Annotated in this window: 29 protein-coding genes and 1 riboswitch; of the genes, 9 read left to right on the forward strand and 20 right to left on the reverse strand. The window is 71.5% G+C overall.

The genetic code is table 11. The features are described 5' to 3' along the window. Positions 1–25: 25 nt before the first annotated feature. The 3 genes from nadC to nadA form a co-directional block, all read right to left on the reverse strand. Positions 26–886, reverse strand: a complete 861-nt coding sequence (gene nadC, locus ACFYWJ_RS33605; RefSeq protein ID WP_355283193.1) for a carboxylating nicotinate-nucleotide diphosphorylase — start codon at positions 884–886, stop codon at positions 26–28. A gap of 118 nt (positions 887–1,004) precedes the next feature. Next, positions 1,005–2,660: an L-aspartate oxidase gene (locus tag ACFYWJ_RS33610; protein ID WP_355283190.1), complete on the reverse strand. Its 1,656-nt coding sequence runs from the start codon at positions 2,658–2,660 to the stop codon at positions 1,005–1,007. A 37-nt stretch (positions 2,661–2,697) separates the two neighbouring features. Continuing rightward, positions 2,698–3,735, reverse strand: coding sequence for a quinolinate synthase NadA (gene nadA, locus ACFYWJ_RS33615; protein WP_355283187.1), 1,038 nt, complete (start codon positions 3,733–3,735; stop codon positions 2,698–2,700). 78 nt (positions 3,736–3,813) lie between these two features. Here nadA and ACFYWJ_RS33620 point away from each other — a divergent pair, with 78 nt between their 5' ends. Next, positions 3,814–4,542, forward strand: a complete 729-nt coding sequence (locus tag ACFYWJ_RS33620) for an NUDIX domain-containing protein (protein WP_355283185.1) — start codon at positions 3,814–3,816, stop codon at positions 4,540–4,542. A 47-nt stretch (positions 4,543–4,589) separates the two neighbouring features. Further along, positions 4,590–5,072: a nitroreductase/quinone reductase family protein gene (locus ACFYWJ_RS33625; protein WP_355283182.1), complete on the forward strand. Its 483-nt coding sequence runs from the start codon at positions 4,590–4,592 to the stop codon at positions 5,070–5,072. Positions 5,073–5,151: 79 nt separating this feature from the next. On the opposite strand, the gene ACFYWJ_RS33630 is transcribed toward ACFYWJ_RS33625, so the two are convergent. Further along, the gene (locus ACFYWJ_RS33630) at positions 5,152–5,832 is read right to left on the reverse strand and encodes a TetR/AcrR family transcriptional regulator (protein ID WP_355283179.1); all 681 of its coding nucleotides are present in this window, start codon (positions 5,830–5,832) and stop codon (positions 5,152–5,154) included. Between the two features lie 95 nt (positions 5,833–5,927). Here ACFYWJ_RS33630 and ACFYWJ_RS33635 point away from each other — a divergent pair, with 95 nt between their 5' ends. Further along, complete coding sequence (locus tag ACFYWJ_RS33635) at positions 5,928–6,905, forward strand: ATP-binding cassette domain-containing protein (protein WP_355283176.1); 978 nt, start codon at positions 5,928–5,930, stop codon at positions 6,903–6,905. Beyond that, complete coding sequence (locus ACFYWJ_RS33640; protein ID WP_355283174.1) at positions 6,902–7,711, forward strand: ABC transporter permease; 810 nt, start codon at positions 6,902–6,904, stop codon at positions 7,709–7,711. The genes ACFYWJ_RS33635 and ACFYWJ_RS33640 overlap by 4 nt, the downstream gene beginning before the upstream one ends. Positions 7,712–7,728: 17 nt before the next feature. Here ACFYWJ_RS33640 and ACFYWJ_RS33645 read toward each other — a convergent pair whose 3' ends face one another. The 9 genes from ACFYWJ_RS33645 to bioB form a co-directional block, all read right to left on the reverse strand. Then, positions 7,729–8,556, reverse strand: a complete 828-nt coding sequence (locus tag ACFYWJ_RS33645) for a class I SAM-dependent methyltransferase (RefSeq protein ID WP_355283171.1) — start codon at positions 8,554–8,556, stop codon at positions 7,729–7,731. Then, positions 8,546–8,713 (reverse strand): hypothetical protein, encoded by a 168-nt coding sequence (locus ACFYWJ_RS33650; protein ID WP_355283168.1) that lies wholly within the window; start codon positions 8,711–8,713, stop codon positions 8,546–8,548. Before ACFYWJ_RS33650 ends, ACFYWJ_RS33645 begins: the two co-directional genes overlap by 11 nt. 83 nt (positions 8,714–8,796) lie before the next feature. Continuing rightward, a complete protein-coding gene (locus ACFYWJ_RS33655) occupies positions 8,797–10,458 on the reverse strand; it encodes a hypothetical protein (RefSeq protein ID WP_355283165.1) in 1,662 nt (553 codons plus the stop codon). A gap of 40 nt (positions 10,459–10,498) precedes the next feature. Further along, positions 10,499–10,915, reverse strand: coding sequence for a hypothetical protein (locus ACFYWJ_RS33660; protein WP_355283162.1), 417 nt, complete (start codon positions 10,913–10,915; stop codon positions 10,499–10,501). Then, complete coding sequence (locus ACFYWJ_RS33665) at positions 10,912–12,033, reverse strand: AI-2E family transporter (protein ID WP_355283159.1); 1,122 nt, start codon at positions 12,031–12,033, stop codon at positions 10,912–10,914. Before ACFYWJ_RS33665 ends, ACFYWJ_RS33660 begins: the two co-directional genes overlap by 4 nt. A 123-nt stretch (positions 12,034–12,156) precedes the next feature. Then, on the reverse strand, positions 12,157–12,690 hold the full coding sequence (locus ACFYWJ_RS33670; protein ID WP_355283157.1) for a DUF1353 domain-containing protein: 534 nt from the start codon (positions 12,688–12,690) through the stop codon (positions 12,157–12,159). 72 nt (positions 12,691–12,762) lie between these two features. Continuing rightward, the gene (locus ACFYWJ_RS33675; protein WP_355283154.1) at positions 12,763–13,410 is read right to left on the reverse strand and encodes a DUF2567 domain-containing protein; all 648 of its coding nucleotides are present in this window, start codon (positions 13,408–13,410) and stop codon (positions 12,763–12,765) included. Continuing rightward, a complete protein-coding gene (locus ACFYWJ_RS33680) occupies positions 13,410–13,619 on the reverse strand; it encodes a hypothetical protein (protein WP_189033945.1) in 210 nt (69 codons plus the stop codon). The genes ACFYWJ_RS33675 and ACFYWJ_RS33680 overlap by 1 nt, the downstream gene beginning before the upstream one ends. A gap of 26 nt (positions 13,620–13,645) precedes the next feature. Next, positions 13,646–14,659 (reverse strand): biotin synthase BioB, encoded by a 1,014-nt coding sequence (bioB, locus tag ACFYWJ_RS33685; RefSeq protein ID WP_019046302.1) that lies wholly within the window; start codon positions 14,657–14,659, stop codon positions 13,646–13,648. A gap of 149 nt (positions 14,660–14,808) precedes the next feature. Between bioB and ACFYWJ_RS33690 the strand changes: the two genes are divergently transcribed. After that, on the forward strand, positions 14,809–15,393 hold the full coding sequence (locus ACFYWJ_RS33690) for a TetR/AcrR family transcriptional regulator C-terminal domain-containing protein (RefSeq protein WP_355283150.1): 585 nt from the start codon (positions 14,809–14,811) through the stop codon (positions 15,391–15,393). A gap of 10 nt (positions 15,394–15,403) precedes the next feature. Here the strand turns inward: ACFYWJ_RS33690 and ACFYWJ_RS33695 are convergent, their stop codons facing one another. Further along, positions 15,404–16,156: a helix-turn-helix domain-containing protein gene (locus tag ACFYWJ_RS33695; protein ID WP_355283147.1), complete on the reverse strand. Its 753-nt coding sequence runs from the start codon at positions 16,154–16,156 to the stop codon at positions 15,404–15,406. 62 nt (positions 16,157–16,218) lie between these two features. On the opposite strand from ACFYWJ_RS33695, the gene ACFYWJ_RS33700 reads away from it, so the two are divergent. Beyond that, entirely contained in the window at positions 16,219–16,797 is a 579-nt protein-coding gene (locus tag ACFYWJ_RS33700) for a TIGR03086 family metal-binding protein (RefSeq protein ID WP_355283146.1), read from the forward strand. A gap of 41 nt (positions 16,798–16,838) precedes the next feature. On the opposite strand, the gene ACFYWJ_RS33705 is transcribed toward ACFYWJ_RS33700, so the two are convergent. The 5 genes from ACFYWJ_RS33705 to ACFYWJ_RS33725 form a co-directional block, all read right to left on the reverse strand. Next, the gene (locus ACFYWJ_RS33705; RefSeq protein ID WP_355283144.1) at positions 16,839–18,035 is read right to left on the reverse strand and encodes an MFS transporter; all 1,197 of its coding nucleotides are present in this window, start codon (positions 18,033–18,035) and stop codon (positions 16,839–16,841) included. A 96-nt stretch (positions 18,036–18,131) separates the two neighbouring features. Beyond that, the gene (locus ACFYWJ_RS33710) at positions 18,132–19,481 is read right to left on the reverse strand and encodes an LLM class flavin-dependent oxidoreductase (RefSeq protein ID WP_355283141.1); all 1,350 of its coding nucleotides are present in this window, start codon (positions 19,479–19,481) and stop codon (positions 18,132–18,134) included. Next, the gene (locus ACFYWJ_RS33715) at positions 19,478–20,242 is read right to left on the reverse strand and encodes an ABC transporter ATP-binding protein (RefSeq protein ID WP_355283138.1); all 765 of its coding nucleotides are present in this window, start codon (positions 20,240–20,242) and stop codon (positions 19,478–19,480) included. The genes ACFYWJ_RS33710 and ACFYWJ_RS33715 overlap by 4 nt, the downstream gene beginning before the upstream one ends. Next, positions 20,218–21,078 (reverse strand): ABC transporter permease, encoded by an 861-nt coding sequence (locus ACFYWJ_RS33720; protein WP_355283135.1) that lies wholly within the window; start codon positions 21,076–21,078, stop codon positions 20,218–20,220. Before ACFYWJ_RS33720 ends, ACFYWJ_RS33715 begins: the two co-directional genes overlap by 25 nt. Further along, on the reverse strand, positions 21,078–22,169 hold the full coding sequence (locus tag ACFYWJ_RS33725; RefSeq protein WP_355283132.1) for an ABC transporter substrate-binding protein: 1,092 nt from the start codon (positions 22,167–22,169) through the stop codon (positions 21,078–21,080). Before ACFYWJ_RS33725 ends, ACFYWJ_RS33720 begins: the two co-directional genes overlap by 1 nt. A 141-nt stretch (positions 22,170–22,310) precedes the next feature. Continuing rightward, positions 22,311–22,374: riboswitch (cobalamin riboswitch) on the forward strand. A gap of 54 nt (positions 22,375–22,428) precedes the next feature. Between ACFYWJ_RS33725 and ACFYWJ_RS33730 the strand changes: the two genes are divergently transcribed. The 3 genes from ACFYWJ_RS33730 to ACFYWJ_RS33740 are packed head-to-tail and all read left to right on the forward strand — an operon-like array spanning position 22,429 to position 25,552. After that, the gene (locus tag ACFYWJ_RS33730; RefSeq protein ID WP_355283130.1) at positions 22,429–23,460 is read left to right on the forward strand and encodes an iron ABC transporter permease; all 1,032 of its coding nucleotides are present in this window, start codon (positions 22,429–22,431) and stop codon (positions 23,458–23,460) included. Beyond that, positions 23,457–24,521: an ABC transporter ATP-binding protein gene (locus tag ACFYWJ_RS33735; protein ID WP_355283127.1), complete on the forward strand. Its 1,065-nt coding sequence runs from the start codon at positions 23,457–23,459 to the stop codon at positions 24,519–24,521. The genes ACFYWJ_RS33730 and ACFYWJ_RS33735 overlap by 4 nt, the downstream gene beginning before the upstream one ends. Next, positions 24,521–25,552 (forward strand): ABC transporter substrate-binding protein, encoded by a 1,032-nt coding sequence (locus tag ACFYWJ_RS33740; protein WP_355283124.1) that lies wholly within the window; start codon positions 24,521–24,523, stop codon positions 25,550–25,552. Before ACFYWJ_RS33735 ends, ACFYWJ_RS33740 begins: the two co-directional genes overlap by 1 nt. A 26-nt stretch (positions 25,553–25,578) precedes the next feature. Here ACFYWJ_RS33740 and ACFYWJ_RS33745 read toward each other — a convergent pair whose 3' ends face one another. Further along, positions 25,579–26,046, reverse strand: coding sequence for an SRPBCC domain-containing protein (locus ACFYWJ_RS33745; protein WP_355283122.1), 468 nt, complete (start codon positions 26,044–26,046; stop codon positions 25,579–25,581). Positions 26,047–26,198: the final 152 nt, after the last annotated feature.

Raw genomic sequence — 26,198 nt, forward strand, 5'->3', positions numbered from 1 at the left:
CGGCGCTCTCGGACCCGGGATCGCCTCACATGTCCAGGCCGAGGTCCAGTACCCGCACCGAGTGCGTGAGCGCGCCGATGGCGAGGTAGTCGACCCCGGTGCGCGCGTAGTCGGCGGCCTGCTCGATCGACAGACCGCCCGAGGACTCGAGTTTCGTCGCGGGCGCCACGGCGTCGCGACGCTGCACGGCGGCCTGGGTCTGCCACAGCGGGAAGTTGTCGAGCAACACCAGTTCGACGTTCTCGGCCAGCACCGCGTCGAGCTGTTCGAGGCTGTCGACCTCCACCTCACAGGCGATCTCGGGGGCCAGCTCGCGCACGGCACGCAGCGCGTTCACGACCGAACCCGCGGCGACGACGTGGTTGTCCTTGATCAGCGCCGCGTCGCCGAGGCCCATCCGATGATTGACACCGCCGCCGACCCGCACCGCGTACTTCTGCAACGCGCGCAGCCCGGGCAGCGTCTTACGGCTGTCGCGGATCGCGCAGCGGGTGCCCTCGACCTCGTCGACCCAGGCCGCGGTGGCGGTCGCGATACCGGACAGGTGGCACACCAGGTTCAGCATGGTCCGCTCGGCGGTCAGCAGACCGCGGGTCGGCGCCTCGATGCTCAGCACCGCGGTGCCCGGCTCCACCCGGGTACCGTCGGCGACCCGGTCGGTGACGGTGTAGTCCCCCGCGCCGATCACCTCGTCGAGCACCAGCAGACCGACATCGAGACCCGCGACGGTGCCGTGCTGACGCGAGACCACCGACGCCTTGCTCACCGCGTCGGCGGGCACGGTCGCGACCGTGGTGACGTCGGGTCCGTAGCGCAGGTCCTCGTCGAGCGCGGTACGGATCAGCGTCAGCAGTTCCTCGCGGTCGAGGGCGGCATCCAGAGCCATCACTGCACTCCTGTTCTCGGGCGCGTCGCGCGCCCGCTCGATCCAGCGGCGATCCTCACCGGTACGCCGGAATTGCTTGTGCGGCAGCAGGTGCCGCGGCCTGCCGCAGGGCGGTCGGTCACCGCGCGCCGATCGACACCGCGGCGGCATCGACCGCGGACAGCGCGAGCGCTCCGTCCGCGCCGAGGCGAACCGCCGTGCTGTGCCGCAGGCCCTCGACCGGACCCGGGTACTCCGAGCGGGTGTGGCAGCCACGGCTCTCGGCACGGCCCGCGGCCGCGACCAGCAGCGCGCGGGCGGTCAGCGTCAGCGCGGCATCCTCGATCCGGCGCAGCGTCCGCGCCGCGTCGAAAACGCCCTCTCCGGGACCGGTTCCGTCGAGCGGCTGGACCGCCTGCGGTGCGGCGACATCGAGGGGCGACACCACCGACCGCGCCGCGTCGATCCGGGCGAGGGCGGTACCGAGGCCGGCACCGTCGCGCACGACCGAGGCGTGTTCGGTCATCGCCTGCTGGACCACCGCACGGTCCGCGAATTCCACTGTCCACGCGGCGATCTCGTCGCCGCCGGTCGGTGAGCCGAGCCGCTCGGCGGCGGCCGAACCGGCTCGCTCCCCCACGACCAGCCCTTCGAGCAGGCTGTTGGACGCCAGCCGGTTCGCTCCGTGCAACCCGGTCCTGGCCACTTCACCGGCGGCGTAGAGCCCCGGCACCTCGGTCCGCCCGTCGGTGTCGGTCAGCACCCCGCCGCACTGGTAGTGCGCGCCGGGCGCGACCGGAATCAGTTGCGCCGACGGGTCGATCCCCGCCGCCAGACACGAGGCGGTGATCGTCGGGAACCGGCGCGCGAAGCCGTCGATATGGCGCGCGTCGAGGAACACGTGATCGGTCCCCGTCGCCCGCATCCGCTCCGCGATGGCCCGCGACACCACGTCCCGGGGCGCCAGGTCACCGCGCGGATGTATACCCGCCGTCACCGAATCGCCCTCGGCGTCGACGAGAATCGCGCCTTCGCCGCGCACGGCCTCGCTGATCAACGGCCGCCTGCCCACCCCGCCGGGGGTGTAGAGCACGGTCGGATGGAACTGCACGAATTCGAGATCGGCCACCGCGGCACCGGCCCACAGCGCCAGCGCCACGCCGTCGCCGGTCGCGCCGGGCGGGTTGGTGCTCGAGGCGTAGAGCTGGCCGAGCCCACCGGTCGCCAGCAGCACCGCCGGGGTGCGCACGACGCCGAAACCGTTGTCCGACACCGCGACGACGCCGCGCACACCGGCGGGACCGGTCAGCACCCGCAGCGCGGCGGCACCGAACAGCACCGGCAGCCCGGCCGCGTTGAGCGCGCGCTGCACCTCGGCGCCGGTGGCGTCACCACCGGCGTGGATGATCCGGCGGGTGCTGTGCCCGCCCTCGCGGGTGCGTGAGATCTGGCCGTCGCGGCCCAGATCGAACACCGCGCCCAGGTCGGTCAGCGCGGCCACCGCCGCCTGCCCGCCTTCGACGATCGAGCGCACCGCCTCGACCTCGCACAGCCCGGCACCGGCCTCGACCGTGTCGCGCACGTGCGAGTCGACCGAATCACCCCGCGGCGCGACGACCGCGATGCCGCCCTGCGCGTACTGCGTCGAGGTGTCGGTGGGCCCGCCCTTGCTGAGGATGAGCACCCGCAGCCCGCGCAGCGACGCCGTGCGGGCCGCCGTGAGCCCCGCGACGCCACCGCCGATGACCACCAGGTCGACCTCGGCCTCCCAGGAGACCGGAACCGTCGCCGTCATGGTCGTTACCGGACCGGCCGCGCGACGAGCGGCGCGGTCACTCCCCACCGCCGGGGTTGCCGATCGCGATCATCCGCTGCACCGAGGCGCGGCCCGCCTCGGCCATCGCCAGGTCGACGTGCACCTCGTCGGCGCCCTCGACCAGGCAGCGCAGCAGCGCGGCCGGGGTGATCATCTTCATGTACTTGCAGGAGGCGCGATCGTTGACGGCCTGGAAGTCGATGCCGGGCGCCGCCTTGCGCAGCTGGTGCAGCATGCCGACCTCGGTCGCCACCAGCACCTGGTTCGACGTGGAGGCCTTGGCCGCGTCGATCATGCCGCCGGTGGACAGGATGTGCACCCGCTCGGCCGGGAACGCGCCCTCGCCCGCCAGGTACAGCGCCGAGGTGGCGCAGCCGCACTCCGGGTGCACGAACAGCTCGGCGTCGGGGTGGGTCCGGGCCTGCTCGGTGAGCTCGTCACCGTTGATGCCCGCGTGCACGTGGCACTCGCCCGCCCAGATGTGCATGTTGTCGCGGCCGGTCTCGCGCTTGACGTGCGCGCCGAGGAACTGGTCCGGCAGGAACAGCACCTCGACGTCGGGGTCGATCGAGGCGACCACGTCGACGGCGTTGGACGACGTGCAGCAGATGTCGGTGAGCGCCTTCACCTCGGCGGTGGTGTTGACGTAGGACACCACCTTCGCGTCCGGGTGCTCGGCCTTCCAGGCGCGCAGTTCCTCGGCGGAGATCGAGTCGGCCAACGAGCAGCCGGCGCGCTGGTCCGGGATGAGGACCGTCTTGGCGGGGCTCAGGATCTTGGCGGTCTCGGCCATGAAGTGCACGCCGCAGAACACGATGGTGTCCTCTTCGGCCTCGGCCGCGATCCGCGACAGGGCCAGCGAGTCACCGACGTGGTCGGCCACGTCCTGGATCTCGGGCAGCTGGTAGTTGTGCGCGAGGATCGTGGCGTTGCGCTCACGCGCCAGCCGCCGCACCTCCTGCGCCCACTCCGGCGTCGCTTCGACACCCGTGTACCCCGTGGGTCCGTCGAAGACCGAACCCATCAGCGTCGGCTGCGCGGTCGTCGTCGCCATGGTGGCTCCCTTCCTCGTGCGAACGGCTTCCTCGCCTCGATTCGCACCAAACCAGGTTTTCGACTTACAATCGAAAACGTGCCCCATAGTAACACCATCCACGAATCGCTCACCGCGGTGTTCCAGGTTCGCCGCTTCCCCGCCGACGTTTCCGCAGGTAGAGGCATCGAGGGCCGCTCGAGGCACCCGGAATTGGCGGTTCTGCTGTGGGAGCGGGCGCTCGACCCGCAGAAGGGCACCTGGTCGCTGCCCGGCGGCCGATTGCGCGACGACGAGGACCTCGACACCTCGGCCCGGCGCCAGCTGGCCGAGAAGGTCGACGTGCGCGAGCTGGCCCACCTGGAGCAGCTCTCGGTGTTCAGCGCGCCCGATCGCGTCCCGGCGCCGCGCCGCATCGCCTCGGCCTATCTCGGCCTGGTCCCGCTGACCACCGAGCCCGAACTCCCGGCCGACACCACCTGGCACCCGGTCTCGGCCCTCCCGGACATGTCCTTCGACCATCGCACCGTCGTCGACCACGCCCGCACCCGCTTGGCCGCCAAGCTCTCCTACACCAATATCGCCTACGCGCTGGCCCCCGACACCTTCACCATGTCGACCCTGCGCGAAATCTATTGCGCGGCCCTGGGATACGACGTCGACACGACCAATCTCCAGCGAGTCCTCTCGCGCCGCAGGGTGATCACCCCCACCGGTGCCACCGCCCCCTCCGGCCGCGCGGGCGGGCGCCCCGCCGCGCTCTACCGGTTCAGCGACTCCGGCCTGCGGGTCACCGACGAATTCGCGGCCCTGCGCCCGCCGAGCTGAGCGCGCACCCGCCGAATCTGTCGGTGGCCGCTGTCAGACTGGCGGGCATGGGCGACGACACCGCGAACACACCGATCACCTCCTACGACGATCCGGAAGCGCCGTGGAACAAAGAGTTCAGCCCGGATGAGATGACCGGCTGGAACGACGGCGTCATCACGGAGTTCCGGGCGAACGACGGGCAGGTCGGCGGCGACTACAAGGGCGCCACCCTGCTGCTGCTGACCACGACCGGCGCCAGGAGCGGCAAACCCCACGTCGTTCCACTCGGCGCCCTGTACCGCGGCGACGTGCTGTACGTGAGCTCGTTCATCGAGGACCGCTACCCGGCTTGGTATCACAACGCGAAAGCCGATGCGCGGGTGACGATCGAGCTCGGCGGCGAGCGCTTCGCGGCGACGGCGGACGTGCTCACCGGCGAGCGCTACGACGAGTTCGCGGCCTGGGCGCTGGCGGAGAATCCGCTGCTGGCCGAGTACCAGGCCAAGGTCGACAAGCCGCTGCCGCTGGTGATCCTGCGCCGGGCGTAATAACTCCGTCCGCTCGAACCCCGAGCCGGGCGGCCCACGTCGCCCGGCCTCGGCTCGACTTCGCCTGTCGCGCAACGGTTCACGCGCGCGGCAGGATACCGAACAGCAGCGCGTCGATACCGGCGGCGAACACCGCGTCGTTGTCGACCGACGCGCCCGCGCCCGCGGGTGCCGTGCCGAACAGCGTGGTCAGATTCGGATACTCGCGCGCCGGATCGCCGGTCGAGGCCGCCAGCGCGCCGCCCAGATCCCCGGTCGACAGCCCCGCGCGCTCCCGCGCCGCGAAGTTCGCGCCCCACCCCGAGAGCATCGCGACGCCCATCATGACCGCGCCCGCGTCCAACCCGGCCTGCGCCAGTGTGCCCGCCATCCGGTCCAGGTAGCGCACCGAGTTCGGGCCCATGCTCGACGGCACGGCCTGCACCAGCCACGGATGCCGACCGTGCAGGGCGCGCGACTGCTGCGCCAGCGCGAGCACGTCGGCGCGCACGTCGCCGGTCAGCTCCGGGTACCGATACTCCCCCGCCACCCGGTCGACCATCAGCGCGATCAGGTCGTCCTTGCCGTCGACGTACCGATACAGCGAGGCGGCCGCCGTGCCGAGCTCGTCGGCCACCCCGCGCATCGAGACCGCGCGCAGCCCACCCGCGTCGGCGCGCCGCACGCAGGCATCGGCGAGCTGGTCGAGGGTGTACGCCGGGCGCGGCCCCGGCCGGGGCGCCGCGCCGCGCGACCACAGCGAGGTTCCGGTGTGCGTCATACCTGCCAGCATGCCGCAGATCCCTAGTTGCGAACAGTGTTAGCAGATGCGTATCCTGCAATTGCGAACACTGTTCCCAATGGAGGGAGATTGCCGTGCATGCCATCGATGCCGCTGCACTGACCAGGACCTATGGCGACAACACCGTGGTGGACGGGGTGGACCTGCGGGTACCCGCCGGCCAGGTGCACGCCCTGCTCGGGCCGAACGGCTCGGGCAAGACCACCACCGTGCGCATGCTGGCGACACTGCTGCGCCCCACCTCGGGGCGGGCCGCGATCCGCGGGTTCGACACCGTCACCCACGCCGAGGACGCGAAACGGCAACTGGGCCTGGTCGGCCAGTTCCACGCCGTCGACCCGCGCCTGACCGGACGGCAGAATCTGGTGATGCTGGCCCGGCTCAACGGCTTCCGCGCGACGGCCGCCCGGCGGCACGCGGGCGAGCTGCTCGACCGCTTCGAGCTGGCCGAGGCGGCCGACCGGGTGGTGCGCACCTACTCGGGCGGTATGCGCCGCAGGCTCGACATCGTCGCGGGCATGATCGTGCGCCCCGCCGTGCTGTTCCTGGACGAGCCGACCACCGCGCTCGATCCGCACAGCCGCAACGAGATCTACCGGTACGTGCGCGATTTCGTCGCCGAGGGCACCACCGTGCTGCTCACCACCCAGTACCTCGACGAGGCGCAGCGCCTGGCCGACGCGATCACCATCCTGGAGGCGGGCCGGGTCGTCGCGGCGGGCACGCCCGCGGAGATCCTCGCGGCCGTGCCCGCCGGGCTCGACCTGATCGTCGACGACGCCGACCGTTACGCCGAGATCGCCGCGGTGCTGGCGACCTTCGGTGGCGCGCCATCGGATTCCCCACCGGCGCCGGACCTTTCGCCGATGGAGCTGTCGTTCACCTTCACCGGCGACGCCCCCGGCCTGCTGCCGGTGCTGCGCGCGCTCGACGCCGCCGACATCACGGTGCGCGATATCGGCACCCGCGCGACGACCCTCGACGACGCGTTCCTCGCGCTCACCGGCCGCGACCGGGTCGCAACCGGTGCGCGCAAGGAGGTGCGGGCATGAGCGCCACCGAGACTCGGTCGGTCTCCGTGTGCACCGGCGCGGTGGTGCTGTTCGAGCGCGTCCTGACGAACTACCGCAATTCGCCGGGCCTGTTCGCGATCACGCTGGCCGCGCCGCTGGGCATGATGCTGCTGTTCGGCTTCGTCTTCGGCGGCGCGCTCTCCGGGGGCAGCGATGCCGCCGCCTACCGCGCCTACCTGGTCCCCGGCGTGCTGGTCCTGGTCGCGGCGATGGGTCTGACCTCCACCGCGTCCACCGCGAACGCCGACCTGCACAGCGGATTCACCGACCGGCTGCGCGCGCTGCCGCTGTCGCCCGCGGCCGCGCCGACCGGCTTCGCGCTGGCCGAAACGGTGGTCGGGGTGCTGGCGCTGGCGCTGATGTCCGGCATCGGCGCGCTGCTCGGCTGGCGGGTGGACGCCACGGTGGGCGAGGTCGCGGTGGCGATCGCGCTGCTGCTCGCCTTCCGCTGCGCGCTGTCGTGGCTGGGGATCGCGCTCGGCGCCGCGATCCGCGACGAGCAGATGCTCCAGCAGACGGCACCGCTGATCTTCGGCACGATCATGTTCTCGAACGTGTTCGTCCCGACCTCGACCATGCCGTCGGTGATCGCCACGATCGCGGAGTGGAATCCGGTGAGCGCCATCGTCGCCGCGCTGCGTGAGCTGCTCGGCGCCGACCTGTCCGCGAGCCCGGGCAGCGCCTGGCCGATGCAGCATCCGGTCGCCGCGGCGGCCGCCTGGATCGCCGTCCTGTTCGCCCTCGCGATCCCGATCGCCGTCCGCCGCTACTCGGCGGATACCTGATCAACCCCCTGGCGGGGTCAGGTCCGCGCTGCCCGCAGCGAGTACAGCAGCGGCACCCGTGGCATGCCCGCCGGTGCCCGGTAGCCGCGCTCGTCCTGTTCGAGGAAGGCGAAGCGGGGGGAGACGGTGAAATCGTGCTCACGCAACGACTCCACCCGCAGCCCGGCGGCGGCCACGGCCGAGACGACCTCGCCGAGGCCGTGCCGCCAGCCGACGGTCACATCGGCGGTGGTCACCGCGTCGGGGGCGGCGTAGCTGCCCGGGACCAGTTCGACGACCGGCGCCGGGTCGAAGTAGTCGTCGATCACGGTGCGGCCGTCGTCGGGGCTGAGCAGGTCGCCGACCGGATGGAATTCGCTGAGGTAGAGGAATCCGCCGGGCGCCACCAGGGCCGCGACCGTCTCGGCCCAGCGGCGCAGGTCGGGCAGCCAGCACAGCGCGCCGAGGCCGGTGTAGACGATGTCGAAGGTGCGGTGGGCCAGCGCGTCGACCGCGGCGTACACCTCCGCCTCCACGAATTCGGCGTCGTCGGCGCCGATCCGCGCGGCCAGCGCACGCGCGGCCGCGATCGCGGGCGCCGAGAAATCCAGACCGGTCACGACGGCGCCGCGCCGGGCCCAGCCCAGGGTGTCGGTGCCGATATGGCATTGCAGGTGCAGCAGCCGCTTGCCCCGAACGTCACCGATCTCGCGGATCTCGAAGTCGCGCAGGTGTTCCCGGCCCGCGACGAAGCCATCGAGGTCGTAGATGTCCGAGCGGACGTGGATCGGGGCGCGTTCGTCCCAGTGCGCCCGGTTGAGCCGGACCCAGTCGTCGGCGGCGCCCGGCGGCGGTTCAGCTGTCATGGCGGCGATCTCGGTGTTTCGCCGAGCGCCGGTAGGTGCGGCCGCTGGGCACGGCGGTGGCGGCGGACGAGCTGCGCAGCGCGTGCCTGCGTCGCCAGGCGGCGAGATCGGGCCGCTCGGCGGGTTGTTCGGTGCTGGTGTTCTCGGTGGCGCGCACGGCCAGGTCCTCCCCCGGTGCAATTGCTGACCGGTCGACGGTAGGTGGACCGGCACCGTGCGCGCCACCGGTTTTCCGTGGGATCACCGCGCGCCGGTCCGGACCGCGACCAGGAGGTGGGCCAGGGTGAGCAGCAGGTCGCTGTCGGCGAGGACGGCCGGACCGCCGTCGATCGACCGGCCGCGCAACGCCTGCCGCAGGATCGCGCTCGCGGTGGTGCCGAGCGAGCCGTCCGGCTCGGGGAACACCGCGGTGGGCAGATGGTCGGTCGAGGCGATCAGGGTCACCCGTTCCGCGCCGCCAGCGCCCCGCCAGTCCCAGCTCAGCAACGTCCAGCGCAGTGCCCCGTGGTCGTCGACGACGGTTCGCATCCGCCCGACGACGCCCGCGCCGAGCTCGAAGTACGAAGGCGGACCGAAGCGCGGTTCGGCCAGCCGGTAGTGCGCGAAGTCCGGATACCGGTCGAGGCCGTCGCCGTTCCCGGCACCGAGCACATCGACCGCCACCCGGCGCTTGCGCCCGGCGGCATCCCAGTCCGGATCGATCTCCTCGGCCTCCAACAAGCTCCGGGTACCCAACCGCGCGTCTTCGAAATAGTTTGCTGCCCAGGGATATCGGTGACTTTCGAGCACATTCCAACCAGGCACGACGACCCCCTCGCCCGCGACGACACCGGTCACCGTGGTGGCCTCCGGGATCCCGTCCCGCGGCACCGGGATCCACGCCGACACCGCGGCGGCGACCAGAACCACACCGGCGCCGGGTATCCCGAGTCGAGCCACGCGCCGACGGGGTCCACCTCCGGTGTGCGCGTCCGGCCGTTCACCACGGCCCGGCACGTCATCCGCCAGGCCGCCGACCGGCCGATCAATGCTCGACCCTCCGCCGCCGCTGCGCACCCGCTCGACACCCGCGCCGCCTCCGATCACCCGCCCGATGCTCGCTCCGACCGGCGAGGCCGAGCGACCAGCCCGCGCTCGCACCCTCGGCCTGCTCGCGGCGACCGAGCTCGACCCGCTCCCGGCCGAAGACCCCCGGGCCGCGAGAACGACCGCCACACCCACGACGAGCGGCACGACCTGGTAGCCGAACTGCGGGGTCCCCGGAAACCACCGATCGACCGCGATCACCACCGCCGCGCCGATCAGCACGGTGGCGGCCGCCGCCGCGACACCACCGACGACCACCGCCACCGCGCACCCGGCCAGCAGCACCAGGACCCCACCCTCACCCAAGAGCACCTGTCCGGCCCCGTACACCGGCGGCAACAGCGCGAGCGGCAGCACCCACACCGGCCAGAACCGGACGACCGACCGCACCCCGAACACCAGCACGCTCGCGCTGATCGCGAATGCCCAGGCCGCCAGCAGATCCAGGCGCAACGGCAGGTATGCCACCCCGAGCCGCACCGTCTGCACGCCGAGCAGGCCCGTGGCGGCGATCAGGCCGGTCAGCCCGATGACCATGTCCGCGACCGGGTCCCGGGCCAGCGCGGGCCCGCGCCGCGTCGCGATACCGAGCGCGGCCATCCCGACCAGCACGAACAGCACCGCACCGAACCCCGCGTACCCGCTGTCGACGGGCACACCGATCTCGCGCCAGGTCCGCCGGAACGCCCACCCGGTGGTCGCGACGACGAACACCCACCCCACGAGCCGAGCGACCGGCACAGCCGAGACCGGCCGGCGCCGAGCACCCGAGCTCCCGAGCGCCGGACCGGCGATCGAGGTGGCTGGCGCGGACATGGTGGCTCCGGTCTGTCGAGACAGCGAGATCCCGGTCGGCTCAGTACCGGACGGGCTCCCAGGTGGACACCGCCCACAGGACGGCCAGATCGAGCAGGATCACCACCACCGACCACCACGGGTAGTACGGCAGCGACGCGAAATTCGCGATGATCGACACCCCCGCCAGCCCGGCCGCGACCAGCAGCGCCCAGCGCGCGCCCAGGATCATGCCGAGCGCGACCGCGACCCCGAACACCCCGATCAGCAGATGCAGCCACCCCCACGTGGTGATGTCCAGCTCGAACGTGTACGGCCGGGTGCCGTCGAAGATCTCGGCACCGGCCACGCACGCGATGCCGCGCAGGATCTCCAGAATGCTCGCGACAAGTAGCAGTGCGACACCGAGCATGGTGATTCCGGCCGCGACGCCCTGGGTCACCGGACGCGGGGGCGGCGCCACCATCGTCGTCGTCACGGCCCCTTCGCTTCCGGCTCCGCCTCCGCTTCCGCTTCCGCTTCTTCCGGCACCGGTTTCGGCAGCGGCGCGCCGATCAGCACGTCGGCCCACCGGGTCGACGGGTCGATGTCGAGCAGCAGCGCCTTGACCAGCAGGGTCAGCGGGATGGCGAGCAGGGCGCCGAGCGCGCCGATCACCCACGCCCAGAACACCAGCGACAGGAAGGTGATGGTCACGCTCAAACCGACCGCGTCACCGACGAATTTGGGCTGGATGATCGACTGGATCACGAAGTTGATCACCGAATAGACCACGATCACCCAGATCATCAGCACCGGGCCGCTGTCGAGCAGCGCCAGCAGCGCGGGCGGGATGACCCCGATGACGAAGCCGATGTTCGGGATGTAGTTGGTGATGAACGACAGCAGCGCCCACAGGATCGGCAGCGGCACGCCCATCAACCACAGTGCGCCACCGTCGATCACCGCCACGATCGCGCCGAACACGGTGGACACAACGAGGTATTTGCGGGTGCCCTCGGTGAACGACAGCAGCGCGCTCGCGATGGCGGGCCGCTGCTTCTGCACCACGGCCATCCGCTTGTCCATCGTCATCCCGTCGACGGCCATGAACAGCAGCAGGGCGAGGACGAAGAACAGATTCGAGAAGACCCCGAGCACGCCGCCCAGCAGTTCCTCGACGACCCCGGCGATCTTGCCGACATCGATCCCGTCGAGCACCTTGTGGACCTGCTCGGAGCTGATGCCCAGGTCCGACAGCAGCCCGCGGACGTTGTCGAGCAGCGAGTTCAGCTTGTCGCCGTATTCCGGGAGCAGCGAGGCCAGCTGCCACGCCGATACCACCAGCGCCAGGCCGATCCCGAGCAGAATCCCCACCACCGCGAGCAGGGCGATGATCATCCCCACCCACGTCGGCCACCCGCGCCGCTGCGCCCACCCCTGCAGCGGCTGCACCGCGATGGTGAGCATGAGGGCGAGGAAGACCGGTCCGACGATGCCCGAGAAGACTTTCAGACCCGCGATCGCGACGACGCCGGCGGCCAGCGACAGCAGCACGATCAGTCCGCGGGGAATCGACCAGGACGGCGCCACGGCACCCGTGCTCGGCTCGGACATCGACACTCCCTCGGTCTGGTGAACACCGCCGGAGAAGACTTCGCGCGGTGTCGCACAGTCCTCCGGGACCGACGCTAGGGAGCGAACGGGCCGCGCACATCGCCCGTTCTGGGTGAAGTGTGGCTAGGCCGTCTTCATCTGCGGGCCCGGTGGCGGCGCGGTCGTGCGCCTGCCGAGTCTGCCGATCGCCCAGAAGACCAGCTCCACCACCCAGAACAGCCACAGCGCCACTGTCACCACGACCACCGGCACCGCCAGGAACAGCAGCGACGGCACCGCGATGAGAATCCAGCGCGCGATGTCACCGGGTGTCGCGCCGCGCAGGTGACTGCCCAGACGCACTGCGGCCCACATCATCCAGCGGCGCGGCGTCGAGACCGCGAACTCGTGCAGGCAGCGGCGGAAGATGCCGTCGGCGTCGGCGCGGCTGACCGTGCCGGTGCGGCACAGGTAGTCGTGCAGGATCGCGGCCCTGGTGTAGGCGCCGTAGCGCGGGATCAGCCAGACCAGTGCCCGTGGCACCGAGGCGAAATCGGTGCGGAAGCCGGCCGGGACCGTGAAGGTCTGTACCGCACCCTGATACGTGAGCGGCTCGATCAGCCGCCAGAATGTCGCGTCCAGCTCCTCGACGACCGGACCGCCTCCGATGAACCCCACGACCCACTCCTCCCGAGCCGTCCACCTGCCGATATCGGCGATGGTAGCGCCGGTCAGGGGCGCGGGCCGCGCTCAGACGCGCGGTTGCGGACTCGAATCGAAATCGCCGCTGGGACGATATTCCTCGGCCGGTCCGGCCACCGGATAGTCGTCGAATTCGGCCGGTCGCAGGTCGCCGAGCAGGCCCGCCGAGCCCGAACCGAGATCGGTGCGCGGATGCAGCGCGGCCAGGAACAGCAGCACGAGCGCGGCGAGGAAGGGTTGCACGAGCAGCGCGAGATCGGTGCCGACTTCCGCGGGGAGCGCGATGATCTGACCGATCGCGGGATCGTGCGGACGCGGATGCCGTTGTTCGGCGACCGCCTCGCCGAGCCACATCATCACCGCCGCACCGAGTCCCGAGGCGAGCAGGATCCCCACCACCAGCGCGGGACCGCGCACGCTGCGCACCCGCCACGCGGCGATCGTGGTCAGCACCGCGACCACCGCGCCGAGGCACAGGAACATCCCGACCGCGTCGAACAGGTGCAGGCTCTCGCCGGTGAGGACGGCGGCGCGCCCGGGCTGGGTCACCCGCAGCCGTTCGGTCGGCGCGAGCAGACCCCACGCCACCCCGGCCGCCGCGCTCGCCACGAGCACGACGACCGCGACGACGCCGACGCCGATCACCTCACGGCGCAGGACCTCCGGGCGCGGCGCGGCGCCGACCTCGGCGACCACTACCGGCGTTCCAGCTGCGCCGATTCGATGACCCCGTGCCGGGAGCACTTGGCCCACCAGCCGTCCGGGCTCACCTGCACGATCATCCGGCGGCCGCACTGCTCGCAGAACCGCGGCGGCTCGAGCCCGAGCGCGGCGGCCGCGGGCATCGCGTCGTCGAGCCCCGGCACGATCCGCTTGCCGGTGAACGGGTTGTAGCGCTCGTCCATATCAGTCACCCTACTGCGCCCGCGTCTCAGAGGGTTTCGTTGAGCGCCTTGATCGGCATCTTCAGCTCACCCAGCAGATCGAGATCCGATTCGGCGGGACGGCCGAGGGTGGTCAGGTAGTTGCCGACGATGACGGCGTTGATGCCGCCGAGCATGCCTTGCTTGGCGCCCAGATCGCCGAGGGTGATCTCGCGGCCACCGGCGAAACGCAGGATGGTGCGCGGCAGCGCCAGGCGGAACGCGGCGATGGCGCGCAGCGCGTCGGCCGCGGGCAGCACCTCGAGGTCGCCGAAGGGGGTGCCGGGGCGCGGGTTGAGGAAGTTCAGCGGCACCTCGTCGGGCTCGAGCGAGGCCAGCTGCGCGGCGAACTCGGCGCGCTGCTCGATGGTCTCGCCCATGCCGAGGATGCCACCGCAGCAGACCTCCATGCCGGCTTCGCGAACCATGCGCAGGGTGTCCCAGCGCTCCTCGTAGGTGTGCGTGGTGACCACCTTCGGGAAGTGCGACTTGGCGGTCTCGAGGTTGTGGTTGTAGCGGTGCACGCCCATCGCGGCGAGCTGGTCGACCTGCTCCTGGTTCAGCATGCCCAGCGAGCAGGCGACCTGGATGTCGACCTCGTTGCGGATGGCCTCGACACCCGCGGCGACCTGCGCCATCAGGCGCTCGTCCGGGCCGCGGACCGCGGCGACGATGCAGAACTCGGTGGCGCCGGTCTTGGCGGTCTGCTTGGCCGCCTCGACCAGGCTGGGGATGTCGAGCCAGGCCGCGCGCACGGGCGACTGGAACAGGCCCGACTGCGAGCAGAAGTGGCAGTCCTCGGGGCAGCCGCCGGTCTTGAGGCTGATGATGCCCTCGACCTCGACCTCCGGGCCGCACCACTTCATCCGCACCTCGTGGGCGAGCTCGAGCAGCGCTTCCAGGCGGTCGTCGCCCAGGCGCAGGACCTCGACGGTCTGCGCCTCGGTGAGGCCTTCACCGCGCTCGAGCACCTGCTCACGGGCGATGGCCAGAATGTCGGTCTGGACGGGTGCCTGTGTCACGACGTGATGTCCCTTCGACGGGGTTCGCGCACGAGCACGGGTGTGATCCACCCGGCGTGGCCGTGCAACTTGAACGGTGTTCAGGCTAGGGTAGCGGGTGCGAGTGAGACACGACACTCGGGTCGGTGAATCTCTGGGGAAGGACACGCGTGCAACTGCGGAAGACGGATGTGGTCGATGCCGCCGTCGCGATTCTGGACCAGTACGGTCTCGGCGACCTGACGATGCGACGGCTGGCCGGATCGCTGCAGGTCCAGCCCGGTGCGCTGTACTGGCACGTGAAGGACAAGCAGTCGCTGCTCGGCGCGGTCGCCGACCGGATCCTGGCGCCGATGGACGAGCCGATCACCGCCGTCGACTGGCCCGAGCAGCTCACCGAACTCGCCCACCGGCTGCGCGACTGCCTGCTGGCCTACCGCGACGGCGCCGAACTGGTCTCGGCCACCTACGCCTCGCGGCTGACCACCAGCAAGGCCCGCGAGCGCCTCGCCGGCATCGTCATCCGCGCCGGGATGACCAGGGAGGAAGCCGAACTCACGGCCTACACCCTGCTCTACTACGTGCTCGGCCAGACCGTGGACGAGCAGTCCCGCATGCAGATGGATTCGGTGGGCGCGCTCACCGACGACGCCTCCCCGCTGCACGACACCCCCGACCCGACCGCGCGTTTCGACTTCGGTCTGCAGTTGTTCATCGCGGGCGTGCGCACCATCCTGGGCACCCGCGTCCGCTGAGGCGGCGGGGTCAGCGCGCGTCGTAGCGCCGCGCGTAGCGGGTCGGCGGTTCGCCGAAGATCCGGCGGAAATCCCGGCTGAGGTGGGCCTGATCGGCGTATCCCAGCTCGGCGGCGGTCCCGGCCCAGTCGATCTCGGTCCCGGCGGCGAGCCGCTCGGTGATCTCGTGCAGGCGATAGCGGCGCACCACCCATTTCGGGCCGAGTCCGACGTACTCGGCGAACAGCCGCTGGAGCCCGCGCACGCTCAGCCCGAACCGGTCCGCGATCGTCTCCACCCTGGTCACCTCGATGTCCTCGGCGATCGCGGCGACGACCCGGGCGGCGAGGTCGGCCCGCGGGTCCGGACCGGGCAGGTGCGCGCGGAGGAATCGCTCGACCGTGTCGACGTCGGCGACCGCGGGCAGCGCCGCGCCGAATACCGTTGTGGCGTCGATCGTCCGGTCCCGCAGCTGCGCCACCGGGCCGCCGAGAAACGGACGGAACATGCCGGGCCGGAACGCGACACCGAACACCGAACCGGTCCCCGACAACTCGCGGTACACGTGCGCGGACGACGGCCCGTGCACCTCGGCCCGCCCGTCCCGGAAGCTCAGATGGACATTCGGCAGCGGCACCACCAACTGCCGATACGGCCGCTCGTAGGCCCAGGTCACCGACCAGTACCGCGCGACGTAGCGCGCCGGCTCCCCCGACGGTTCGACGAACGTATGCCGTTGCGCCGCGCGCCAGGCACCGCCGAGTTCCCGCGGGTCGCGCTCCACGCGGCGAGTGTATGTCGCGTTTGTTCAAGACAGCGCGAGGCCGAGGGTGGTTACCTCGCTGTATGTCCGAAACCGAACGCGTCGCCCGCGCCGCCGAACCACTCTCGAAGCTCCTGCGCACCCTCACGCCGGACCAGCTCACCGCCCCGACGCCCTGCGCCGAGTTCGATGTCCGCGCCCTGCTGAACCATCTGCTGTTCTGGGGTCCGTCGCTGCTCGGCGCGGCACGTAAGGAGTCGGTCGCCCCGCCCGCCACCGCCGAAACCGAGGTCGACCTGACGGCGGGCGACTGGCCCGCCGCCCTCGACACCCAGCTCGCCGATCTCGCCACCGCCTGGCGCGACCCCGATGCGTGGCAGGGCACCACCCACATGGGCGGGCCGACGGAACTGCCCGCGGCGCTGGTCGGCGGCATGGTCGTCGGCGAACTGATCGTCCACGGCTGGGACCTGGCCCACGCCCTCGGCACCACGGTCGACTGGGACGACGACCTGCTCCGCTACGCCCTCGCAGAGACCACCGCCACCGCCGACCAGGGCCGCGCGATGGGCATCTACGGCCCCGAGATCCCCGTCGCCGCCGATGCTCCCCTCCTCGACCGCATCCTCGGCCTCACCGGCCGCGATCCCGCCCGGAGATAGACCCCCCGTCGCTGCGGCCCGAACATCCATGGGCCGCAGCATCACTCCTCGCTCACCAGCCGCGGCCGCACCCGGCCCGGGAACCAGCGGTAGATCGCCACGGTGCCCAGGCCGACGCCGACCGCGAGCAGCGCACCGGCGGCGGCCAGGCCCGCGGCCGCACCGACCAGCCCGACCGAGACCGGGCCAGCGAACATCCCCACATCGTGGGTCAGCCGCCACGCGCCGAGGAATTCCGCGCGGCGGTCCTCCGGTGCGGCGAACGCGCCGACGGTCATGATCAAGCCGTTGCTCAGGCCCTTGGCCAGCCCGAGCAGCATGGTCGCGGCGCCCATGGTGAGCGCCGAGTGGGTGAACGGCAGCGCCGCGTACCCCGCCGCGAAGCAGATGCCGCAGGCGATGCCGGTGACCCGGCTGCCCGCCCGGTCCAGCCAGACCCCGGCCGGGTACGACATGAGCACGTCGATCGCACCGGCCAGCCCGAACAGCAGGCTCGTGGTCGCGGCATCGATGCCCAGGTGCGCCGCCCACAGCGGCAGCAGCGCGGTGCGTGAGGCCCGCGCCGCGCCGACCGCGACCGAGGCGAGCCCGAGCGTGCCCAGGGCCCTGCGATTCTCGGAGAGCACCGTGTGCAGCGGCCGCAGCGCGGTCACGTCGTCGAGATCGGCGGCGCGGATGGTCACCATCGCCGCGCTGGCCAGCAGCGTGGTGACCAGTTGCAGCCACAGCGCGCCGACCGGCCCGAACCCGTGCACCAGCGCGGCGCCGAGGAACGGCCCGCAGAAGAACCCGAGCCGGTGCGCGCCCGCCAGCGTCGACATGGCCCGTCCCCGCTGATCGGGCGCCACCACCGAGACCAGGTAGGTCTGCCGCGCCAGCCCCCACACCGCACCCGCCGCCCCGTTGAGCAGCAGACCCAGCGCCAGCACAGCGAGATTCGGCGCGAGGATCGCCGCCAGCACCCCGACCGTGCCGAGCACACTGCCGACCCCGATCGCCGCCCGCTCCCCGATCCGCGCGACGATCCGCCCCGCGGGCAGATCCGTCAGCACCATCCCGAGCCCACTCAACGCGACGATCAGCCCGGCCGCACCCGCCGACGCCCCGAGATCCAGCGCCCGCAGCGCGTACATCGGCGCGGCCGCCCCCGCGCCGACGCCGTACAGCGCCATCGGCGCGAACACCGGCCACACGAGCGACCGCATCCGCACCGATTCGTCGACTACCCCGGCGCTCACCGAGACCCGGCCGTCCGCCGGAGTGAGCCACGACGCGCGCTCACGGCATCACGCCTTCCGGCCCAGCGGTACAACAGTTCTCGTCGTCGGTCCGGTTCATCCGACGCTGAGGGGTTCCGGCGCGAACCGCCCGCGCGGCCGGGTCAGCCCGAAGTGATCGCGCAGCGTGGTGCCCGTGTACTCGGTGCGGAACAGCCCGCGCTCCTGCAGGATCGGCACCACCGTCTCGGCGAACACCTCCAGCCCACCGGGGTAGTACGGCGGCATCACATTGAAACCGTCGGCCGCGCCGTGGGTGAACCATTCCTCGATGGTGTCGGCGACCTGCTCCGGCGTCCCGGCGAACACCCGGTGCCCACGCGCGCCCGCGAGCCGGTGCAGCAGCCCGCGCAGGGTCGGCCGCTCCCGCTCGACGATGCCCGCCACCACCTGCAAGCGGCTGCGCGCGTTGTCGGTGACATCGCCTGCCCCGGCGAACGTCTCGACCGGCACCGGCTCGTCCAGCGCCAGGGCGCGCAACGAGGTCCCGGTGAGGGATTCCAGCTGCTTGATCCCGTATTCGGGCACGGTGAGCTCGTTGAACTCCCGCTCCAACCGCAGCGCGGCGGCCTCGGTGTCGGCGATGAACGGGCTGATCCCCGGCAGGATCTTCACCTCGCTCGCGTCACGCCCGAACTCGGCCGCCTTGGCCTTGATGTCGGCGTAGAAGGCCTGTGCGTCCGACAGCCGCTGGTGCGCGGTGAAGATCGCCTCGGCGTACTTGCCCGCGAAGGCCCTGCCCTCGTTCGACGCGCCCGCCTGCACCAGCACCGGATGCCCCTGCGGCGTGCGCGCGGCGTTGAACGGCCCACGCACGCTGAGGTGTTCACCGACGAAGTCGATCGGATGGATCTTGTCCGGGTCGGCGTAGACGCCCGCGGCCCGGTCGAGCAGGATCGCGTCGTCCTCCCAGCTGTCCCACAGCGCCACCACCGCGTCGACGAATTCCCGTGCGCGGGCATAACGTTCGGCGTGGTCGGGATGCCGGTCCAGGCCGAAGTTGGCCGCGGCCAGATCGGTGCCGGTGGTGACGATGTTCCAGCCCGCCCGGCCGCCGGAGATGTGGTCGAGCGAGGAGAACAGCCGCGCCAGGTTGTAGGGCTCGTAGTAGGTGGTCGACGCGGTGGCGATCAGGCCCAGATGCGTGGTCGCCGCGGCGATCGCGGTGAGCAGCGTGATCGGCTCCAGACCCGGCGCGGCATTGTGGCGCACATCGGTGCGCAGCGCGGGCCCGTCGGCGAAGAACACCGCGTCCAGCTTGGCCGCCTCGGCGGTGCGCCCGATCTCCTGGTAGTAGGTGACGTCGTAGATCCGGTCGGGCCTGCTGTCGGGATGCCGCCAGGCCGCCTCGTGATGCCCCGACGGGTAGATGAACGCGTTGAGACTCAGTTGCCGTGGTGCGCTCATGACGCTTGTTTCACTTCCTCGATGTCGGTGGTGTCGACGCCGAGCCCGGCCAGCAGGACCTCGCGCAGCCGGATGAACTCCGGGTGCGCGTGCCTGCGCGGGCGCGGCGTGTCGATGCGCTGGTCGATCGCGATCCGGCCCTCGTCCAGGACCAGCACGCGGTCGGCGAGCAGTACGGCCTCGTCCACGTCGTGGGTCACCAGCAGCACGGCGGGCCGGTGCCGCTCGCACAGCGCCTGCAGCAGCGCGTGCATCCGGATCCGGGTGAGCGCGTCGAGCGCGCCGAACGGTTCGTCGGCCAGCAGCAGCTCCGGCTCGCGCACCAGCGACCTGGCCAGCGCCACCCGCTGCTGCTCCCCACCGGAAAGCTCACGCGGCCAAGCCTTCTCGCGTCCGGCCAGGCCGACCTCGGCGAGCGCGGCACGTCCACGCCCGGCAGCGTCGCGCCCGGTGAGGCCGAGCACCACGTTGTCGAGCACCCGGGCCCACGGCAGCAGCCGGGAATCCTGGAACACCACGGCGCGCTGGGTCGGCACCGTGAGTTCGCCGGAGCCGGGGACGTCGGCGTCGAGTTCGGCCAGCGCCCGCAGCAGCGTGCTCTTGCCCGACCCGCTGCGGCCGAGCAGCGCGACGAACTCGCCGCGCCGGATCTCGATGTCGATGCCGTCGAGCACGATCCGCTCGCCGAAGCCGCGGGTGAGCGCGCGGGTGCGCACCACGCTGCGGTCCTCGTCGGTCAGTCGCCCAGTGTCTGTCGCCATGCCAGCGCCTTCCGTTCCGCCGCCCGCACGGCGAGGTCGCCGAAGAGCCCGAGGAGTCCGTAGATCACCAGACCGACGACGATGACGTCGATCTGTCCGTAGGTGCGCGCCTGCGTCATCAGGTAGCCGATGCCGCTGGTCGCGTTGACCTGCTCGACCACGACCAGCGCCAGCCAGGAGATGGTCACCGCCAGCCGCAGTCCGAGGAAGAAGCCCGGCAGCGAGCCCGGCAGCGCGATCCGTCGCAGGAACCCCCACCGCGACAGCCCGACGGTCTCGGCGAGCTCCACGTAGCGGGCGTCGACGCTGCGCAGATAGGCGTGGGTGTTGATGTAGACCGGGATCAGCACGCTGGTCGTGATGACGATCAGCTTCATCTCCTCGCCGATGCCGAACCACACGATGAACAGCGGGATCAGCGCCAGCGTCGGGATGGCCCGTTTGATCTGCACCGGCCCGTCGACGATCGCCTCGCCGATCCGGCTCAGGCCCGCCACCAGCGCCAGCACGACGCCGATCAGCACACCGAGCCCGAGCCCGAGCGCGGCGCGCTGCAGCGAGGTCAGCAGGTTCGACTGCAGCCGGCCGTCGGCGATCAGGTCACCGGCGGTCTGCGCGACGGTCCACGGCGCGGGCAGGGTATCCGGGTCGATCGCGCCGGTGGCCGAGCCGAGCACCCAGGCGCCGACGAGCAGCGCGGGACCGAGCGCGAAACCGAACGGGATGGGCTTGCCGGGTCCGAGCCTGCGGCTGCCACGCCCGCGTGGCGCGAGCGCCGTGACCGGCGCCGGCGTGCTGCGAATCCGCCGCAGCACGCCGGCGTCGAGGGTGGCCATCAGCTCGCCGCCGGCGCGAACGCCGCCCCGCTGGCCGTGACCGCTTCGGTGACCGCCGCGTCGAAGCGCAGGTCGAAGCCGTCGGCGGCCTCGATCTTCTTCGGCAGCTCGCCGACGGCGTCGATCGCGTCGATCGTGGTCTGCTGCCGGGCGACCAGCTGCTGGTCCAGGTGCGGGAACGTGTAGGTACCCAGCGATTCGACGATCCGCTTGGCGTCGTCGACGCTCACCTTCTGGCTGTCCACGTAGTACTTGGTCGCCCATTCCTCGCGGTGGGTGTTGGTCCAGTGCCAGGCCCGCACGAACGCGCCGACGAGGGCGCGGGTGGCGGCGGCCTTGGCCGGGTCCTGGACCACCGCGCGGCGCGCGTACAGGTAGGCCAGGCCGCTGTAGATCCCGGTCGTCTCCGAATCGGGGATCACCGAGGCGCCCTGGGTGCGCAGCAGCCGGGTCACGTTGGGCTCGATCAGCGGCGCGACGTCGACCTGACCGGTGCGCACGGCATCGAGGAACTCCGCGAGCTGCAGCCGGACCAGCTGCACATCGGTGGGCTTCAGCCCCGCCTTGGTGAGCGCCTTGAGCACGGCCGCCTGCTGCGCGGTGCCCTCGGCGTAGGCGATCTTCTTGCCCTTCAGGTCGGTCAGCTTGCTGATCGAACGTCCCGGCGCGACAGCGAGTTTCAGCGCCTGCGGGTTGGTCTGATACGAGCCGACGATCGGCACGTCCTGCCCGGCGGCCAGCGCGTGGATCGGCGGCACGTCGCCCACCTGACCCACATCGGCCGCGCCGGCCCGGAATGCCTCGAGAATGGCCGGGCCACCGACGAAGTTGGCGAATTCGATCTTGAACGGCAGCTTGTCCAGCTCACCGGACAGCCGCAGCGCGGACTGCAACCGCTCCTGCTGGTCGGCCACGACGAGCGTGGTGCCCGCGGGAACCTCGGTGGGCAGGGGCGCGTCCGGGGTGCCGACCGGTGCGTCGCTGCCGTTCGAGCATCCGCTCAGGCCGAGCGTCGCAACGGTGGCCACCGCGAGGAGCGCGGCGGTGGCGCGGCCTCGCAGGCCGGGCAGGAAGGTGTTCGGTCGGTGCATAGTGGGATTGAATCAATCCGCGGTTTTCCCGAACACCTTTAGCCTTACCGTGATCGGAACACCGGTGACACCCGCCGGTCCCCCGGTCGACCGTAGGCACGGAGTGCCAGGTTAGAGTCGGTCGTCCTCCCCGGCGGGTGCGGGAATCCGGTGCAACTCCGGAACGGTCGCGCCACTGTGATCGCCTCGCGGCGAAAGTCAGACCTCCCTCGCCGGGCACCCTCTGAAAGGGCCGCGCCTTGCCTCTGGAGAACCCGCGATGATCCGTGCCCGGACATCGCTCGCCTTCCCGCTGCTCGGGGCGCTGTTGCTGGCCGCCATGATCGGCGCCACCGGCTTCGGCGCCGAGATCGTCCCCGTGTCCGCGGTGCTCGACACCCTCGGCGCCCGCCTGACCGGGACCACCCCCACCGATCTCGGCATCGACACCATCGTCTGGCAGCTCCGGGTGCCCCGCACGGTCCTGGCCGCCGTGGTCGGCGCGGGTCTCGCGCTGGCGGGCGCGGCCATGCAGACGCTGGTGCGCAATCCCCTCGCCGACCCCTATCTGCTGGGCGTCTCCTCCGGCGCGGGCGTCGGCGCGGCCGCGGTGATCACCTCGGGGCTGTTCGCGGGCGCGGGCATCTGGGCCCTCTCGGGCGGCGCGCTGGCCGGCGCGTTCGGCGCGGCCACCCTCGTCTTCCTGGTGGCCTTCGCCCAGGGCGGCCTCACCCCGCTGCGACTGGTCCTCACCGGCACCGTGCTCGGCTCGGCCTTCGCCGCGTTCAGCAGCTATCTGGTGTTCCGCAGCACCGATCCCGCCGCCGCACAATCGGTCCTGTTCTGGCTGCTCGGCAGCCTCGCCGGGGCCGATTGGACCACCCTCGCGCTCCCGCTGGTCGTCGTGGTGGTCGCGGGTGCCGTCCTGCTGGCCATCGCCGGGTGGCTCGACGCCCTCACCCTCGGCGCGACCACCGCGTCGTCGATCGGTGTTCCGGTGAAGGAACTGCGCATCGGATTGTTCGTCCTGCTGGCGGTGCTCGTCGGGGTGCTGGTCGCGGTGTCGGGCGGGATCGGTTTCGTCGGGCTGGTCGTCCCCCACGCCGCGCGCATGATCGTCGGCCCACGCCACCGCGCGCTGCTCCCCGCCTGCGCCCTGTGCGGCGCGCTGTTCCTCGTCGTCGCCGACGCCGCGACCCGGGTCCTGGTGCGTCCCACCGAGATCCCCGTCGGCGTCCTCACCGGCCTCATCGGCGCACCCACCTTCCTGCTCCTGATGGGTCGCCGCCGCTACCACTTCGGTGCCTCGTGACGACGCACGAACACACTGCCCACCCGGCACGGTCCGCCGACAGCGAGCACGCGGATCTCCGCGGCGCGACGCCTTCTGCGCAGCAGATCGATTCCGCCGGTACCGATCACGACACCCATCGGTCCGACGCGCACGTCACGGTGACCGGTCCCGGCACCGAGGCCAGTGCCCCCGTCGCCGCTCCGACCGCGACGGGTGATCCGGTCGACGCCAGGCCGAACGACGGCGAGCGCGGCGGTGGTGACGCGCGCACAGGCGACACCACCCGCTCGAACTCCGCACGGCCCGGAGCGATTCGGACCGCCGAGCTGACGTGTTCGATCGGCCGCCGAAACGTCCTCACGGCCGTGGAATTCTCGATCGAGCCCGGCGAGACCGTAGGCATCGTCGGCCCCAACGGCAGCGGCAAGACCACGCTGCTGCGAACCCTGGCAGGTCTCCGCAAACCGGCGCGGGGCCGCGTGCTCGTCGACGGCCGTGCGCTGCACGATCTCCGACCGCGACACCGCGCCACCGCGGTGGCGTTGGTGGCCCAGGACGAGAGCCCGCCCGCCGATATGCTCGTCGGCGAAGTCGTCGCCCTCGGACTCACCCCCTATCTGCCACCGTGGGGGCTCGGCACCTCGGGCGAGCGTCAGCAGGTGCTGGAAGCGCTGGCGGCAGTCGATCTTTCGGGTTTCGCCGATCGCCCGGTGCAGCAGTTGTCGGGTGGCGAGCGGCAACGAGTGCTGCTGGCCCGCGCCCTGCTCCAGAACACCCCGGTCCTGCTGCTGGACGAGCCGACCAACCACCTCGACATCACCCACCAGCTCGAGCTCCTCGACCTGGTGCGCGGACTGCGCCGCACCGTCGTCGCCGCCCTGCACGATCTGTCGCTGGCCGACCGCTACTGCGATCGGATCATCGTGCTGCACAACGGCATCGCCCGACCGCCCGCGCCGCCCGCCGAGGCGTTGACCCCCGCGGTCGTCGCCGAGGTGTTCGGCGTGGACGCCACCCGGGTCGCCCATCCGGTGACCGGCGAAGACCATCTGTTGATCACCCCGCGAAAGGCGCGCTGATGAAGAACACCGGCCGGATCCTGGCCACCACCGCACTCGCCGCCGTCCTGGCGGCCTGCACCGGCACCTCGGCGGACACGGCGTCCACCATCACGGTGCGCAACTGCGGCAAGGACACCCGCTTCCCCGCACCCGCGCAGCGGCTGTTCGTCAACGACGGCAACCTCGTCTCGATGATCCTGGCGCTCGGCGCCCAGGACCAGGTGACCGCGGTGTCGAGCATCCAGCGCGACGCCGACACCCTGCGCAGGCACTACGGCGCCGCCGTCGTCGACGGGCTGAAGTCCGTCGCCCCCGAGTACCCGTCGCGCGAGACCGTCCTCGCCCAGCGCCCGGATGTCATGGTCGCGGGCTGGAGCTACGGCTACGACGAGGCGAGCAACCTCACCCCCGCGGCACTCCAGAAGGACGGCGTGGCCGCCTACGTCCTCACCGAGAGCTGCCGCCAGCAGGACGGCGCGGCCGCCCGCGGCACCGTCGAACCCTGGACCGCGCTGCGCACCGACCTGACCGACCTGGGCGCCATCACCGGCCACCCCGACCGCGCCGCCGACGTCACCGCCGATCTCGACCGCAGGCTGGCCGCCCTCACCGCCGCCCCGAAGCCCGCGCAGGCCCCGACGGTCTTCCTCTTCGACAGCGGGACCGACACCATCTACTCCAGCGGCAAGTTCGGTGCGCCCCAGGCGATCCTCGAAGCGGCCGGCGCCCGCAACGTCCTCGACGACGTCGCCGACACCTGGACCAAGGTCTCGTGGGAGCGCCTGGCCGCCGCCGACCCGGACGCGATCATGTTCGTCGACTACCCCAGCCAGAGCTACACGCAGAAGGTGGAGCTGCTGCGCGGCAAGCCGGGCATCAACGGGCTGCGCGCCGTCCGCGACAGCCGCTTCTTCAACCTGCCGTACGCGCTGTGGACCAGCGGCCCGCTCAATATCGACGCCGCCGAGCAGATCCGCAAGCAGCTCGAAGCCTGGAATCTCGTCCCCGCCTCCGGCATCACGCCGCGCGCCGACGACGCCGTGCGCTGAACCGACGCGCGTCCGGGCGCGGCCGGTCAGCCGATCGCGCCGCGCTCGACAAGGGCGACCATCTTCGCGAGCGCCACTTCCCACGCCACCTCGTTGTCGGCGAGCGTCATACCCGGCGGCACTCCCTCGTGCAGCACCTCGAGATCGGTGCCGCCGTCGGCGTCGGCCAGCGTGAAGGTGATGGTCTGCGCGCCCGCCATATCCGGGATCTCGGTGACGAACTCCAGCACCTCCATCACCCGCTCCTCCGGGACCAGGCTCAGGAATCGCCCGTAGTAGGCATGGTGCTGCTGCTCCGTCGTTCCCGCCGCGGTGAGCTCGTCCTGGGTGACGGTGATCGAGAAGACCCCGCCCTCCTCCGGCTCGAACCGGTGCACCTCACTGACCATGCCATCGGGCACCATCCAGGCCCGGACCGCCTCGGGGTCGATCAGCAGCTGATACACACTTCCGCGGGGCGCATTGATGTGCGTGCCGATCCTCGTGGTCGCCATAGCTCCACGGTAGTCCCCTGACCCGGCGAAAGGCTTGTGGACGCGAACGCAAAAAGGCCCTCCAACCGAAGTTGGAGGGCCTTTCGCAATGATGTTCCGGCGGTGTCCTACTCTCCCACACCCTGTCGAGTGCAGTACCATCGGCGCAGGTG

The organism is Nocardia sp. NPDC003269, from assembly GCF_042888005.1.
GTDB lineage: Bacteria > Actinomycetota > Actinomycetes > Mycobacteriales > Mycobacteriaceae > Nocardia.

Bases quoted from the DNA above. Each gene is read 5' to 3' on its own strand.
- nadC (WP_355283193.1), bottom strand. From the start codon at position 886: ATGGCTCTGGATGCCGCCCTCGACCGCGAGGAACTGCTGACGCTGATC.
- ACFYWJ_RS33610 (WP_355283190.1), bottom strand. From the start codon at position 2,660: ATGACGGCGACGGTTCCGGTCTCCTGGGAGGCCGAGGTCGACCTGGTG.
- nadA (WP_355283187.1), bottom strand. From the start codon at position 3,735: ATGGCGACGACGACCGCGCAGCCGACGCTGATGGGTTCGGTCTTCGAC.
- ACFYWJ_RS33625 (WP_355283182.1), top strand. From the start codon at position 4,590: ATGGGCGACGACACCGCGAACACACCGATCACCTCCTACGACGATCCG.
- ACFYWJ_RS33630 (WP_355283179.1), bottom strand. From the start codon at position 5,832: ATGACGCACACCGGAACCTCGCTGTGGTCGCGCGGCGCGGCGCCCCGG.
- ACFYWJ_RS33640 (WP_355283174.1), top strand. From the start codon at position 6,902: ATGAGCGCCACCGAGACTCGGTCGGTCTCCGTGTGCACCGGCGCGGTG.
- ACFYWJ_RS33645 (WP_355283171.1), bottom strand. From the start codon at position 8,556: ATGACAGCTGAACCGCCGCCGGGCGCCGCCGACGACTGGGTCCGGCTC.
- ACFYWJ_RS33655 (WP_355283165.1), bottom strand. From the start codon at position 10,458: ATGTCCGCGCCAGCCACCTCGATCGCCGGTCCGGCGCTCGGGAGCTCG.
- ACFYWJ_RS33665 (WP_355283159.1), bottom strand. From the start codon at position 12,033: ATGTCCGAGCCGAGCACGGGTGCCGTGGCGCCGTCCTGGTCGATTCCC.
- ACFYWJ_RS33680 (WP_189033945.1), bottom strand. From the start codon at position 13,619: ATGGACGAGCGCTACAACCCGTTCACCGGCAAGCGGATCGTGCCGGGG.
- ACFYWJ_RS33700 (WP_355283146.1), top strand. From the start codon at position 16,219: ATGTCCGAAACCGAACGCGTCGCCCGCGCCGCCGAACCACTCTCGAAG.
- ACFYWJ_RS33710 (WP_355283141.1), bottom strand. From the start codon at position 19,481: ATGAGCGCACCACGGCAACTGAGTCTCAACGCGTTCATCTACCCGTCG.
- ACFYWJ_RS33715 (WP_355283138.1), bottom strand. From the start codon at position 20,242: ATGGCGACAGACACTGGGCGACTGACCGACGAGGACCGCAGCGTGGTG.
- ACFYWJ_RS33720 (WP_355283135.1), bottom strand. From the start codon at position 21,078: ATGGCCACCCTCGACGCCGGCGTGCTGCGGCGGATTCGCAGCACGCCG.
- ACFYWJ_RS33725 (WP_355283132.1), bottom strand. From the start codon at position 22,169: ATGCACCGACCGAACACCTTCCTGCCCGGCCTGCGAGGCCGCGCCACC.
- ACFYWJ_RS33730 (WP_355283130.1), top strand. From the start codon at position 22,429: ATGATCCGTGCCCGGACATCGCTCGCCTTCCCGCTGCTCGGGGCGCTG.
- ACFYWJ_RS33740 (WP_355283124.1), top strand. From the start codon at position 24,521: ATGAAGAACACCGGCCGGATCCTGGCCACCACCGCACTCGCCGCCGTC.
- ACFYWJ_RS33745 (WP_355283122.1), bottom strand. From the start codon at position 26,046: ATGGCGACCACGAGGATCGGCACGCACATCAATGCGCCCCGCGGAAGT.